Annotated in this window: 15 protein-coding genes; 9 read left to right on the forward strand and 6 right to left on the reverse strand. The window is 59.5% G+C overall.

Features of this window, described 5'->3' with window-relative positions; translation table 11 throughout:
- Positions 1-65 precede the first annotated feature (65 nt).
- The 3 genes from ampD (at position 66) to BLU26_RS17285 (ending at position 3652) form a co-directional block, all read left to right on the forward strand.
- A complete protein-coding gene (gene ampD, locus BLU26_RS17275; protein WP_092288082.1) occupies positions 66-626 on the forward strand; it encodes a 1,6-anhydro-N-acetylmuramyl-L-alanine amidase AmpD in 561 nt (186 codons plus the stop codon).
- Between the two features lie 11 nt (positions 627-637).
- The gene (gene ampE, locus BLU26_RS17280) at positions 638-1459 is read left to right on the forward strand and encodes a regulatory signaling modulator protein AmpE (RefSeq protein WP_092288083.1); all 822 of its coding nucleotides are present in this window, start codon (positions 638-640) and stop codon (positions 1457-1459) included.
- 174 nt (positions 1460-1633) lie between these two features.
- Entirely contained in the window at positions 1634-3652 is a 2019-nt protein-coding gene (locus BLU26_RS17285) for a methyl-accepting chemotaxis protein (protein ID WP_092288084.1), read from the forward strand.
- Positions 3653-3670: 18 nt separating this feature from the next.
- On the opposite strand, the gene BLU26_RS17290 is transcribed toward BLU26_RS17285, so the two are convergent.
- The 3 genes from BLU26_RS17290 to BLU26_RS17300 form a co-directional block, all read right to left on the reverse strand.
- Complete coding sequence (locus BLU26_RS17290) at positions 3671-4237, reverse strand: cob(I)yrinic acid a,c-diamide adenosyltransferase (protein ID WP_092288085.1); 567 nt, start codon at positions 4235-4237, stop codon at positions 3671-3673.
- 72 nt (positions 4238-4309) lie between these two features.
- A complete protein-coding gene (locus tag BLU26_RS17295; RefSeq protein WP_092288086.1) occupies positions 4310-5221 on the reverse strand; it encodes a 2-dehydropantoate 2-reductase in 912 nt (303 codons plus the stop codon).
- 5 nt (positions 5222-5226) lie between these two features.
- Entirely contained in the window at positions 5227-6183 is a 957-nt protein-coding gene (locus tag BLU26_RS17300) for a GGDEF domain-containing response regulator (protein WP_092288087.1), read from the reverse strand.
- Between the two features lie 114 nt (positions 6184-6297).
- Here BLU26_RS17300 and BLU26_RS17305 point away from each other — a divergent pair, with 114 nt between their 5' ends.
- The 3 genes from BLU26_RS17305 to BLU26_RS17315 all read left to right on the forward strand — a co-directional run bounded on the left by BLU26_RS17305 (position 6298) and on the right by BLU26_RS17315 (position 8402).
- Positions 6298-6783 carry a YajQ family cyclic di-GMP-binding protein gene (locus BLU26_RS17305; protein WP_092288088.1) on the forward strand — a complete coding sequence of 162 codons (486 nt, stop codon included), beginning with the start codon at positions 6298-6300 and terminating at the stop codon, positions 6781-6783.
- 27 nt (positions 6784-6810) lie between these two features.
- A complete protein-coding gene (locus BLU26_RS17310; RefSeq protein ID WP_092288089.1) occupies positions 6811-7662 on the forward strand; it encodes a mechanosensitive ion channel family protein in 852 nt (283 codons plus the stop codon).
- A 281-nt stretch (positions 7663-7943) separates the two neighbouring features.
- Entirely contained in the window at positions 7944-8402 is a 459-nt protein-coding gene (locus BLU26_RS17315; protein WP_407920333.1) for a hypothetical protein, read from the forward strand.
- Positions 8403-8482: 80 nt separating this feature from the next.
- On the opposite strand, the gene BLU26_RS17320 is transcribed toward BLU26_RS17315, so the two are convergent.
- Both BLU26_RS17320 and BLU26_RS17325 read right to left on the reverse strand, forming a co-directional pair.
- Positions 8483-9856: an AmpG family muropeptide MFS transporter gene (locus tag BLU26_RS17320; RefSeq protein WP_092288091.1), complete on the reverse strand. Its 1374-nt coding sequence runs from the start codon at positions 9854-9856 to the stop codon at positions 8483-8485.
- Between the two features lie 31 nt (positions 9857-9887).
- On the reverse strand, positions 9888-10244 hold the full coding sequence (locus tag BLU26_RS17325) for an MGMT family protein (RefSeq protein ID WP_092288092.1): 357 nt from the start codon (positions 10242-10244) through the stop codon (positions 9888-9890).
- 46 nt (positions 10245-10290) lie between these two features.
- Here BLU26_RS17325 and BLU26_RS17330 point away from each other — a divergent pair, with 46 nt between their 5' ends.
- Entirely contained in the window at positions 10291-11313 is a 1023-nt protein-coding gene (locus tag BLU26_RS17330; protein ID WP_157719396.1) for a DUF481 domain-containing protein, read from the forward strand.
- 66 nt (positions 11314-11379) lie between these two features.
- Here the strand turns inward: BLU26_RS17330 and BLU26_RS17335 are convergent, their stop codons facing one another.
- Positions 11380-12138: an SDR family oxidoreductase gene (locus tag BLU26_RS17335; protein WP_092288094.1), complete on the reverse strand. Its 759-nt coding sequence runs from the start codon at positions 12136-12138 to the stop codon at positions 11380-11382.
- Between the two features lie 189 nt (positions 12139-12327).
- Between BLU26_RS17335 and BLU26_RS17340 the strand changes: the two genes are divergently transcribed.
- Both BLU26_RS17340 and BLU26_RS17345 read left to right on the forward strand, forming a co-directional pair.
- Complete coding sequence (locus tag BLU26_RS17340) at positions 12328-12777, forward strand: FxsA family protein (protein WP_092288095.1); 450 nt, start codon at positions 12328-12330, stop codon at positions 12775-12777.
- A 202-nt stretch (positions 12778-12979) separates the two neighbouring features.
- Positions 12980-13273: a co-chaperone GroES gene (locus tag BLU26_RS17345; RefSeq protein ID WP_092288096.1), complete on the forward strand. Its 294-nt coding sequence runs from the start codon at positions 12980-12982 to the stop codon at positions 13271-13273.
- Positions 13274-13279: the final 6 nt, after the last annotated feature.

The following is a 13279-nucleotide window of genomic DNA, read 5'->3' on the forward strand; positions in this document are numbered from 1 at the left end:
GCCTGATGCACCGCCGCTGAGCTCCTGTTAGCATAAGGTTTTTGGCTGATGGGGGCGGGACGATCATGCGCCTGCAAGAGGGTTGGCTGGAGGGCGTGCAGATCTGTCGCTCCGCGCATTTCAATCCCCGACCGGATGGGGATGTGGTTTCTCTCCTGGTTATTCACAACATCAGCCTGCCGCCCGGCGAGTTTGGTGGCGGGCACGTGCAACGCTTTTTCTGTGGCCAGCTAGACTCCTCGCTGCATCCCTACTTCGCCGAGATCGCCGAGCTACGCGTTTCTGCGCACTTCCTGATCGAGCGTGACGGCGGCATCACCCAGTTTGTCAGTTGCGATGAGCGCGCCTGGCATGCCGGTGCCTCGCGCTACGCCGGACGCGATAACTGCAATGACTTCTCCATTGGTGTGGAGCTTGAGGGCACCGATGACAGGCCTTATACCGATGCGCAGTACCAGGCCCTGCGTGAGTTGACCCACGCGCTGCAGCGCGCCTACCCGGCGATTACCCGCCAGCGGATCACCGGCCACGAATTCATCGCGCCAGGGCGCAAGACCGATCCGGGCGCGGCGTTCGACTGGCGTCGCTATCTGCGCAGCTTGCTGGCTGCACCACTTAACCAATAAAGGCCCCCTCGATGCGGTTTCTGATCCTGCTGATCACAGTTTTGCTGGTGCGCTTCACACCATTGCGTGCGGGTATACACCCGGACCCCGTAGCGGCGTGGGCGGATTACAGTGCCGGGGTTGCGGAGCGCCGTGCTGGTTGGCAGGCACTGCTCTGCCTGCTATTGCCGCTGATACCGCTGGAACTTGCATTCTGGGCGCTGGCTGATGTGGCCAACGGCGTATTCGTGCTGGTGCTGGGCGTGCTGGTCCTGTTGCTGGGGTTGGGCAGCACCAGTCGCGTTTACGGCGCCAGTCGGCGCTTTGAGCAGGCCTGGGCGCGAGGTGATTGCGAGGCCGCGGCGCTGATTGCCGAGCATGATCTGGCGGTGCGGGCTGACGACGACAACGATCTGCTCGCGCAGGTGCGCGGTCGCCTGCTCTGGGCTGCGCTAGCCGGCTACTTTGTGCCGGTTTTGTGGTTTCTCTTGCTGGGTCCGCTGGGCGCGCTGGGCTACCGTCTACTAAGGTTGTTTGTAGACCGCTTGCCGGCGGAGTCGCAAGGGTATGCTGGCAGTCTGGTGCACGCCATGGAGTGGTTGCCGGCCCGGCTGCTGGTCGCGAGCTTTGCCTTGGTAGGGCATTTCGATCGGGTATTCGAGTCGCTGCGCGGCGTCTGGAGTGACTGGGATAAGGCGCCTGAATCCTTGTTGATGACAGCGGCTGATGCGGCCCTGTCAGGCGGTGCAGAGCCAGAGCCAGACGCGCCCGTGCTGGCCGCAACCCGAGACTTGCTGCTGCGCGCGATGCTTGCTTGGGCGGTACCCGTGGCATTGTTGGCGTTACTGGGTTAGATTTCGCGCCAGTAGTAAAGTTGTCTCCGATCTGGCCGATAGAATCAGCATGAGACAGTAGGGCGCGACCTCGCTTGCCCTTGAACGCGGTAGCAAATATAACAAAACACAGGCGCCCGAAACGGCGGCCTGATAGGCCCCACCGCAGGCCGGTCAATTTAGGAGAAAAACTGGGTGAATAGTCTTCTTGCGCCTGCCATTGCCCTGATGAATCGCCTGAGCTATGGCATGAAGTTCTGCCTGATCAGCGTCTTGTTCTTTGTCCCTCTCGGTATTATCAGCAGCATGGTGGTCCACCAGGCCTATGAGCGCGTGCAGGTCACCCAGCATGCCCAGGACAATCTCGCTCTGGTCCGGGCGGCCTCCGATATTTTGCGCGATGCCGAGCTGATTCGGGACATGGAACACGTCAATGCACTACTCGGGCAGGGTCAACTCGCCGCCGAGCTGGAGGCCCGTGGCGCAGAGTTGCGCAAGAAGGCGATCGATAAACTGCGCGCCTTGCCGCTTGATGTTGAAGACGCGGCGGCAGCTGATGTGGTGGCCAAGCGCGACGAGTTGCTGGCGCTCTATGAGGGTCTGGCCAATGAATCCGTCAGTGGCAAGCAGGTGCTGGCGGTGCAGGGTCTGGCCGAGGCCAGTACGCTGCTTAACTTCAGTGCTGCCTATGCAGGGCTGCCGCAGGATTTTGACCGCAATGTACGGCAGCTGACCGAACTCTTGATCGATGTCACCCCGCAGGTGACCTCCGCATTGGGTGAGGGGCGCGCGGTCGGTGCTTATTCCATGGGGCTTGGCTACATCAACTCTGACGCCAGTCGCGCGATGGACGATCTGTTCGAGCTGCTGCAGAAGCTGACGGCCAACTACGAGCAGATCTTGAACCAGACCCTCGAGGGCAGCGATCTGCAAGGCATCAAGCCGGCTGCCGATGCGAGTCTTGAAAGCCTGAGCATTGCGCAAAATATCTTTGATGAAGAAATCATCATGGCTAACTCGCTGGAAGGTACCTGGGATGGCTATTTTCAGCGCCTTACCGCCGAGATCGACAAAACTTACGCACTCGACACCGCGGTGTTTGACGCCTTGCGTGAACGCTTGAGTGAGCGTCTCGGACAGAACCGCAGCTCCATGCTGGTATTGATCGTCTCGCTGTCGTTGGTGGGGCTGCTGATCATCTATCTGTATGCGGGCTTCTATATGGCGACCCGTCGTACGCTCAAGCGGTTGTCGTCGCAAATGGGCCAAGTCGCCGGTGGCGACATGACAGTGCAGGTCGACGTGGACAGCCGCGACGAGCTGGGCGATCTGGCCGCTGATTTCAACAATACCGTGCAGAAGGTGCGGGAGTTGATCCGTCAGGTCAGCTCGACCTCGGATCAGGTGCAGGAGCAGTCGCGACAGGTCGAAAACATTGCCAGCGAAAGCAGTCAGGCCGCGACTTCGCAGCGTAGTCAGATCGAGCAGGTTGCCACGGCGATGAACGAGATGGCCGCCACCTCGCAGGAAGTTGCGCGCAGCGCCGCTCTGGCGGTCACCAATGCCGAGCAGGTGAATACTCAGACCCTGAATGGCCGCCGTCTGGTGGAGTCCTCGGTCGACGGTATTGAAAAGCTGTCCGGCGAGATCGAAAACTCGGTGCGCGTTATCAATCAACTGGCCGATGACAGTTCGTCCATCAGCCGGGTGCTGGATGTGATCAAGGGCGTAGCCGAGCAGACCAACCTGCTGGCGCTTAACGCCGCAATCGAGGCGGCGCGGGCCGGTGAACAGGGCCGCGGCTTTGCCGTAGTCGCTGACGAGGTACGGACGCTGGCCCGCCGCACGCAGCAGTCCACCGAAGAGATCGAGCAGATGATTGTGCGTCTGCAAGACGGCGTGGGTGCGGCAGTGAAAGCTATGGGCAGCAGCCATAGCATGACGGCGGAAACCGTGGATGCTTCCCTCAAGGTGCAGGAAGGGCTCGACAACATCCTCAAGGCGGTTACTCACATCGTTGACCAAAGCCAGCAGATCGCCGCAGCAGCGGAAGAGCAGACGGCGGTCAGCCACGATATTGATCAGAACATCGTCGAGATCAACCATGCCGGTGAGCGTACTGCTGAGGGCGCGCGCAAGGCAGAAGAGTCCAGTGGCCGCATGGCCCAGCTGGTGCAATCACTGCAGGGCATCATCAGCGCCTTCAAGGTGTAAGGCTCGACGCGCCCGGACTCAGGCCGTTGGCTTGGGTTTGGGCGCCCAGAGTACTTCCGGTGTTTCTTCCAGGCGGGCAATGGTCCGCGCCATCACAAACAACAGGTCGGACAGGCGATTCAGATAAATCAGTGCCTGCTGGTTCACGTTGTCCTGCTGTGCCACGCCGAGGTATTGCCGTTCTGCGCGCCGACACACGCTGCGCGCCAGGTGGGCCTGAGCGATCGCCCGCGAGCCGCCGGGCAGAATGAAATTTTTCAGCGGTTCCAGCTCGGTGTTAAGGGCATCGATGTGCTGCTCCAGCGCACTGACGTCAGCGGCCGCAATGATGTCGTACCCGGGTACCGCCAGCTCACCGCCGAGATCGAAGAGGCGATGCTGGATGGGCGTGAGAATGGCCAGCAGCGGGTGCAGGCGGTAGTCGGTCAGCTCGGTGATCAGCAGTCCGACATGGCAGTTCAGCTCATCCACATCGCCCATGGCCGCCACGCGGGGATGGTTCTTGGCAATGCGATCACCATTGGCCAGACCGGTTTCGCCCTGGTCGCCGGTACGGGTATAGAGTTTGCTAAGGCGATAGCCCATGGTTGGATGCTCTCTGCGGACGCGAATGTTGGACCCTGAAGGGGGTCGTTAGCCTAGCGGCAAACAGCCTGTTCAGTCTACCGGCAGGCCCAGCTCTGAAAGGCGCCGGCGCGATGCGGTCAGCAGGCGCTCCAGCGCGGGCACTGGTACGCCGCTGCGCTGCGCCTCTGCGCAGGCATAGCCCAGAATGTAGCTGAGCTCGGTGCGGCGCCCTGCGTGCAGGTCCTGGCGCATGGAGGAGCTATTGCTGGCGGTACGGCGAATGACCTCGTGAATCTGTTGGCCGAGGTCCGGGGCCGCGATGCCCTGGGCAGCCAGCACTGTCTGCAACTCGGTAATACACTCGTCCAGCCAGGGGCCAGCCCGCAGTGGCACCTCGCCGTTGCAGCAATCGAACAACAGGGTGAAGGGGTTTACAGCGCAGTTCACCGCCAGCTTGCGCCAGAGTACGGCGAGGATCTGTTCGCTCCATTGCCAGTTGATGATGCGCTGATCCAGCTGCAGCAGCCAATCGGGCGGTGGTTGCAGCGCCGGATCGCCAATCAGGGTCTGGCCCTGACCCGCCCAGATCAGCTGCTGCGGCGCGGGTTGCCAGGCGCCGTCCGTTACGCTGGCGTACAGCACGCGTTGTTCGGGAAACGCCTGGGTAACCTGCTGTTGCACGCCCAGGCCGTTTTGCAGCAAGAGTATCTGGCTATTGCTGCTCAGCCGCTGGCGCAGCGGCGCCAGCGCGGTCATTACCGCATGTGCTTTGGTGGCAACGATCAGGATTGCGATGGCTGTGTCGCTTTGGGTAGCTACTTCGCAACTGACGCGCAGGTGCTGTTGGCCATTCGGTGCGGTGAAGTGCAGCAGGTTGTCGGCGGCTTGCCAACGCTGCAGGGCGGCCTGATCGCGCAGTAGAAGACGACAGTCCAGGCCTGCCTGTTGCAGACGAGCAATCCACAACAGGCCCAGGCTGCCGGCGCCCAGTACGTGAAACACCGGCTTTACTTGTTGCGCACTTCGGTAATCAGATTGGTCTCGTACGCTTCATGCAAGTGTTCTTCAACCAACTCCAGCAACGCCTCCGGACTGGGCAGGTCATGCTTGTTGGTCACTGTATTCAGGGCCATGCCGGCGCGAATGGAGAGATAGCCCTCGGTGGTTTTGAACGCCTTGAGGTTGAGGCCGTCGTGCAGGCGGCGGAAGCTGTTGGGCTTGCAGTCGCTGGCATCGTCGGCGAGGGTGACGATGGCAAAGGCATTGTTGCCCACCCGTGCAATGACGTCGGTCGGACGTACCAACTGCTGCAGGCGACGCGCGGTGCCACGTAGCACTTCCTGCTGTACGGCTTCGCCAAAGCGCTCGCCGAGCGAGGCGAGGTTCTGCACACCCAGCACCACCACACAGCAGGCGCCGCCACGGGCGTCAACGTTGCGCAGGGCGTCGTTCAGGCGTTGCAGCAGATAACGGCGGTTGCCAATGGCGGTCAGGGTGTCGACCAGATTGTGCTCTTCCAGCTGGGCGTTGTTGTTGGCCAGCAGGTGATTTTCATCCAGCAGGCGGTTGATCAGTTGGGAGGTGCGGTCAGCGGCAAAGATGCGCGGCAGCAGTTGTTCGTTCATCGACGACTTGCTGATGAAGTCGTCCACGCCGCGGTCAAAGGCTTCGCTGAGCACGTTATCGCCCTCGCGCGCGGTGAGCAGTACCACGTAGGTGTAATGGTCATCCTGCTCGTCCATCTGACGGATGCGGGTGGTCAGCTCCAGGCCGTCCATCTCCGGCATCAGCCAATCGGCGACCATGACGCTGGCCGGGCGCTGCTCGTGCATGCGCAAGGCATCCATGGCCGAGCTGGCAAACCGAATGTCGTTATAGCCGGCCTGACTCAGCGTATGGCCGATAACGGCGCTGCTGAACTTCGTATCGTCTACCACCATGATACTGAGTTGGGGGTTAGGCATATAGAAGGTGCTCCCTGCTGTTCGTTGGCTGACTGCCGTTATAATGCCACGAGGTTATACTGTTGTTTTGTATTGAACATCATAATTTTGTGCTTTTTGTTTGAGGTTATTTGCATGCCATCTTTTGACGTTGTCTCCGAACTTGATAAACATGAAGTAACCAACGCAGTGGATAATGCCACGAAAGAACTGGAGCGGCGCTACGATTTGCGAGGCAAGGGCGAGTTTGAGTTCAACCCCAAGGCCTTGCAGGTGACCATCAGTGCAGATGCCGACTTTCAGCTGGAGCAGATGTTGGAAATTCTCAAGTTGTGTCTGGTCAAGCGCAAGGTCGATATCCAGTGCCTTGAAATCAAGGCGTCATTTGCCTCTGGCAAGCAAGTAAAGCAGGATGTTGTGTTTAAAGAAGGGATCGACAAGGAACTGTCGAAAAAAATTGTTGCCCTGATAAAGGATGCCAAATTGAAGGTACAGGCGGCGATTCAGGGTGAGCAGGTGCGGGTGACCGGTAAAAAGCGCGACGACCTTCAGGATGTTATGGCGCTGTTGCGTGGTGCATCGCTCGATATGCCGTTGCAGTTCAACAATTTTCGCGACTGATTGTATTTATCCAACTGGGGGAAGACGATGGAAGAGATGATGGAAAAGCTCAAAGGCCTGGAAGAAGCTTGGCTGCCGCTGGTTATCGAGTACGGTAGCCAGTTTTTGCTGGCGCTGCTGACACTCGCAGTTGGCTGGTGGGTGATCGGTCGGCTGATCAGTGCGCTGCACAAAGTGATGCAGAAGCGCAATGTAGAGCCTACCTTGCACGGCTTTGTCTGCTCGCTGGCCGGCATTGCGCTCAAGGTGCTGTTGCTGGTCAGTGTGGCTGGCATGGTCGGTATCGAGACCACCTCCTTCATCGCCGTATTGGGTGCCGCCGGTCTGGCGGTTGGTCTGGCGCTGCAGGGCAGTCTGGCCAACTTTGCCGGTGGGGCCTTGATCCTGTTCTTGCGTCCCTTCCGCGCCGGTGAGTACATCGAAGCGCAGGGTGTTGCCGGTACTGTCGACAGTATCCAGATTTTCAACACCATCCTGAAAACGCCGGACAACAAGACAGTGATAGTGCCCAACGGCAGCCTGTCGAACGGCAATATCATCAACTACTCCCGTCAGGCTACCCGTCGCGTGGATGTGAATATCGGCATTGATTACGGCGACGACGTCAAGCAGGCGCGCTCTATCCTGCTGGGCTTGGCCGCTGCAGACAGCCGTGTGTTGAAGGATCCGGAAGCCGTCGTCTGGCTGGTCTCGCTGGGTGATAACTCGGTCAACCTGTCGTTGCGCATGTGGGCCAAGACCGAAGATTTCTGGGGTGTGTTCTGGGACATCCAGGAGCAGGCCAAGGAAGCCTTCGACGCGCAGGGCATTACCATCCCATTCCCGCAGCGCACGCTGCACATGGTAACGCAGCCAGCAGCGGAGTCCGCTGCCGAGTAAGCGCCTCAGCGGTACGCAAAAACCCGGTCTCGCGCCGGGTTTTTCTCTTTTTGCGCTCACTGCAAGCTTTCTAACCCAATCAGTGCGCTTTTCGTCGATCCCGTCTCAGTTCGCGATACGCGGCGCGAGAAAGTCTGAACGTCTCTACTTTGTGTTTGTCCTTATCTATGGCCGACGCACCTTTAGGCGCGTTACTTAACGAACTACATGAGAAGGTGAACACTATGAAACACGTCTTGAGAACCTCCTTGTTTGTAGCAGCTTTGATCCCAGCTTGGGGCATGGCCGCTCCTTCGGCGGGTGATAATGAAATAACCTTGAGTGGTGCTGGTGCCAGCGACAAGGATTTCGATAACAACGGGATTTCATTCCAAGGTAGCTGGGGTCAGTACCTGAGTGAGTCTTCCCTTTGGGGTATTCGCCAAAGCCTCGGGATTTCCGACTCTGAGGGCGAAAGCACCGATTTCACCGGTTCTACCCGCGCGTTCTACGACTATCACTTTGGTAGCGGCTCGCTGAAGCCGTTCATCGGCGCCAGTGTTGGTGGCATTTACGGTGATGGCGTGGACGACAGCTTCACGGCCGGTCCGGAACTGGGCCTGAAGTACTGGGTCAAGGATGACGTTTTCATCACCGGTATGATGGAGTATCAGTTCCTGTTCAAGAATAGCGACGGCGCCAGCGACAACTACGACGACGGCGCGATCTTCTACAGCGTAGGTGTTGGTTTCAACTACTAAGCCTCACAGCACGGCGCCCTGGCGGGCGCCGCTTGCTTTTGTACCGCTAACTCCCCTCTTTTTTGCCACGCTAACCCGCATCAGTCGATGCCGGGGCGTTTCATCCTGTCCGGGTGAGCGAACTTCAACAGCATGAAGGCCAGTACTATGGCGGGCAAGCCGGTCAGCGCGGTCAGCATGAAAAACTCGGTCCACCCGACGCTCTGCGCCAATACACCGGTAAAGCCCGCGGCGAATTGACCGGGCAGCGTCATGACCGAACTGAACAGCGCATATTGAGTAGCGGTGTAGGCGGTATTGGTCAGACTTGAGAGATAGGCAATAAACACCGAAATGGCCAGGCCGCCCGTTATATTGTCGGCGATGATGGCCAGTACCAGTCCATCCGGTTGCGGGCCTACGTGGGCCAGCCAGGCAAAGATCAGGTTGGTGGCTGGTGCCATGAAAGCGGTCAGGATCAGAATCGGCGCAATGCCGAAACGGGCTACCAGCAGACCGCCGAAGGCGGCGCCGGTCAGCGTCATGGCGAGTCCGAACGCGGCGGCGATGTTGGCGATCTGCTCCTTGCTGAAGCCGATGTCCAGGTAGAAGGGGTTGGCCATGGTGCCCATGAAAATATCGCTGATACGGAAGGTGGCGACAAACAGCAGTATCACCAGAGCAGCCTTCCCGTACCGGCTGAAGAATTCGGTAAAGGGTGAGACAAAAGCACTGAAAAACCAGGTCGACAGCGACAGGCGCCAGCCACGGTGCGGTGACTGATTGAGAAAGTGAGCCAGATGCGCTTCCTGCGCGAGCGTGTCCTGGGTGATGTGCACCTTGGGCTCGGCGATGCATAGCGTGGTCAGCACGCCAATCAGCATGCACAAGGCCATGCCGCTGTAGGCCAGGCTCCAGCTATCCAGCGCGGCGATGTGCAGCGCACCGGCGCCAGCCGCCAGAATCGCCACACGGTAGCCGGTCACGTATGTTGCCGCCATGGCCGCCTGGCGGTGCTTGGCTTCAGCTTCAACGCGGTAGGCATCGATGGCGACATCCTGGGTGGCCGAGCCAAAGGCAACCAGCACGGCCCAGACGGCGACCAGTTCCAGGTGTTCGCGCGGATCGCTCACCGCCATGCCGACCAGGCCGCCGGCAATCACCAGCTGGGCCAGCAGCATCCAGCTGCGCCGCCGACCCAGCAGACGCGTCAGCAGCGGTACGGGCAACCGGTCAATCAGCGGTGCCCAGAGCACCTTGATTGAGTGGGCCATGCCGACCCAGCTGAGAAAGCCGATCGCCGCCAGTTCTACTCCCAGGTCGCGCAGCCAGGCGCTGAAGGTGCCGCCCACCAGGAGCAGTGGCAAACCAGCCGAGAAGCCAAGAAACAGCATGCCGATAACGCGGGGTTGCAGATAAACCTTCAGCCCTTCCGGTTTGGGTGGGGTAGTGGAGTCGGAAGCAGGGGAGTGCATGAATGTCCTTGTTGTGTTGTTGTAAGGCGGCTTATGGCCAGCCGTGCTGGCGCAGGTTGACCCGGCCGTTGCGCACCAATACGCCTTCGGCCATCAGGCGTCGGCGTTGTTCCGCGCCGCTGGTGCTTTCGGGCGGCAGCGACAGTTTGCCCTGGCTGTTGAGTACCCGATGCCACGGCAGGCGCGTGCCATCCGGTAGCTGGCCTAGCCAACGGCCGACCAAACGGGCGCCGCGGCCCATGCCAGCCAGTTCTGCCACCTTGCCATAGCTGGTGACCTTGCCAACCGGAATGCTGGCCAGCACCTGAAAAAAAGCTTCTTTGTGCCGCTCCGGCGCATCTACGCTCGGGCTCTGTGGGAACACTGTCACCTTTTGCGGGTCTTTCATGGATAATGCCCCGTTTTATCCGACGTTCCATTTGAAAGGTGAGAGCATGCTGTTTGTACGCAAGGCCCTAATGTTGAGTCTGTCACTTGTGCCGCTGAGCAGTGTCGCCGATACGCTCTGGCTGGACAATGGGGATCGACTGACCGGCAAGATCGAGTTTCTTGAAGGCAGCAAAATATCGATAAAGACCGACTTCGCCGGCCTGATCGTGGTGAGCACGGCGCGGGTCAAAACCTTCGAGAGTGAGGATCCCCTGTTGCTCAAGCTGGGCGACAAGGCGCAGTACATCACGCGGGTCAATGCCGCAGACGAGGACGGGCAGGTCATGCTCGCTTTCGATGAGTCGAAGAATCAGGCGCGCTCCGTGCCGGTGGCCCAGATCAGTCAGCTGCTGGTGCCCAAGCCGATCATTCAGGACATGGTCTGGGAGGGCGATGCAACTGCCTCGCTGGAGCTCAAGGACACCTCGGGCACGGAAACCGAGGACCTGGACGTCGACCTGGCCACGCGCCTGCGCCACGGCGCCTGGCGGCATGATGTGGCACTGGACTACGAGCGCGATTACCGCGACGACGTGAAAAGCCGCCACGCCTGGGAGGCCGACTACGACCTTAACCGCTTCCTCACCGAACACTGGTTCTGGATGACCAGTGTGCGCTATCAGCGCGATTACCTGAACGAAATCGCCAAGCAGCGCCAGTTCGGTATGGGTCCGGGCTATGAATGGTGGAACAACTCGCTGGGCCGCTTTGAGACCTCGGCACGACTGGACCGCATCTGGACTGAGGAGCGCGATGGCACCGAGAATGCCTACAACGCCCTGGGTCTGCAGTGGGATTACCGCCGCTTCCTGTTGGGCAAGCGGTTTGAGCTGTTCCACAAAGCCGAGACGCAGATACCGGATGACCCGAATGTGCGTTACATGATCGATACCGAGGCAGGGCTGCGTTACCTGTTGACCAGTTGGGCATCACTCAGTTTGAAAGCGGAGCTGGATTACCTGAACACCTCGGATGATACCGGTTACCGTGACACCCGCTATACTATGGGGCTGGGCGTCGGCTGGTAAGGCAAAGAGTCAAGGCAAAAAAACGGGCGCTCGCAGCGCCCGTTTTTTTGTGCGGTAGCGGTCAGGCTAGATGCGCAGGCCGCCGTCCAGCTCCAGAATACGGCCGGTGTAGTAGTCGTTTTCGAACAGGTAGGCTGCCGAGTGCGCGATCTCTTCCGGTTTGCCCATCCGCTTGAGCGGGATGCCAGAAGTCATTTTTTCCAGTGCCTCGGGCTTCATGCTGCCGGTCATTTCGGTTTCGATGAAGCCGGGTGCAATGCCCGCAACGCGGATGTTGTAGCGCGACAGCTCCTTGGCCCAAGTCACCGTCATGGCAGCGACACCGGCCTTGGCGGCGGTGTAGTTGGACTGACCTACGTTGCCGGCACGGGAGATCGAAGAGATGTTGATGATCAGGCCCTGATTGCCCAGCTCGATCATTTTGGCAGCCACTTCGCGGGTACCGAGGAATACGCCGGTCAGGTTGACGTCGATCACCGCCTGCCACTGTGCCAGACTCATTTTCTGCGTCTGACCGTCTTTCACCTTGAGCAGCAGCCCGTCGCGCAGAATGCCAGCGTTGTTGATCAGGCCGTTGATGGCACCAAAGTCATCTGCCACCTGGCTCACCATATCAATGACCTGTTCTTCATTGGCCACGTTGCAAATGTAGGAGCGTGCGTCACCGCCGGCCGCCTTACAGGCCGCAACAGCGGCGTCGAGGGCTTCCTGATTGAGGTCAACGAGGGCCAGCTTGGCGCCTTTGCTCGCCAGGAACTCGCCCATGGAGCGGCCAAGACCCTGCCCGCCGCCGGTGATGATGATGACGCTGTCTTTCAATTGCATGAGGTGCTCCTCGGAAAGAATGATTGGTTCAGGTCGGCAAGAATGCCCGAGTTTCCCTGCGTTTTGAATACCTTTAACACCAGGTTGGTCACTTTCTGACTTGTGCCTGGGGTGACCTGTGGCGCTGTGCCTTGAAAGTGAGGCGTTTTATACCCATATACACGAGACATACATCCTTGAGAGGTGCGCATGCCCTTTTTTCGCTTACTGATGTTGGCCTTCCCGCTGCTGGAGCTGGCATCACTCATTCTGCTTGGCGACCGCATTGGCGTCGGCGCAACGCTGTTGTGGGTGCTGGGTAGCGGCTTGCTGGGCTTGGTGCTGATTCAGCGGCAGGGTTTCAGCATGCTGCAGCAGCTACAGCTCAAAATGGCCGAGAATCGCTCGCCCTTCGCCGTACTTAAGACCGGTATGTGGTGGTTGCTTGCGGGCGTACTGCTGATGATCCCGGGCCTGATCACTGACGCGCTGGCGGTGCCCTGTCTGGTCATGGCGTTGCTCAACAAGGGGCGGCCCGCACCCGGCGAACCCGGCGGGCCGGGCGTCTACAAGCAGGGTGGCAACACCATCATTGAAGGCGAGTGGAAGCCCGGCGAGGAAAAGCCGGTAGAGCCGGACCAGCGGATTGATCGGCAATGAAAAAAATCTGCCGCAGGCCCTTGAAATAGCGAGTCGGGGCCCCATCTAGGTTGCACCGGTTTTGACAGGCTCTCCCGGAAGGGGAGCGACAGAACAGTGACGTGGCCTCTGGCCCGTCCTTCGGACCCGGTAAGGGTTCGTTTTTAACTCGAGATAGCCGTTTTTGCGGCATTTGACATTACCTATTGGGAGACACATAACGATGAAAATTCGTCCGTTACACGATCGCGTTGTCGTTCGTCGCAGCGAAGAAGAGACCAAAACCGCTGGTGGTATCGTTCTGCCAGGCTCAGCCGCAGAAAAGCCGAACACCGGTGTTGTCGTGTCCGTAGGTACCGGCCGTGTGCTGGACAACGGTGAAGTCCGCCCGTTGGCCCTCAAAGAAGGCGACAAGGTTGTTTTCGGTCCCTATTCCGGCAACAACACCATCAAGGTTGATGGTGAAGACCTGCTGATCATGAGCGAAACCGAAATCTTTGGTGTGCTGGAAGCCTGAAACGGC

The organism is Halopseudomonas sabulinigri (assembly GCF_900105255.1).
Taxonomy (GTDB): Bacteria; Pseudomonadota; Gammaproteobacteria; order Pseudomonadales; family Pseudomonadaceae; genus Halopseudomonas; species Halopseudomonas sabulinigri.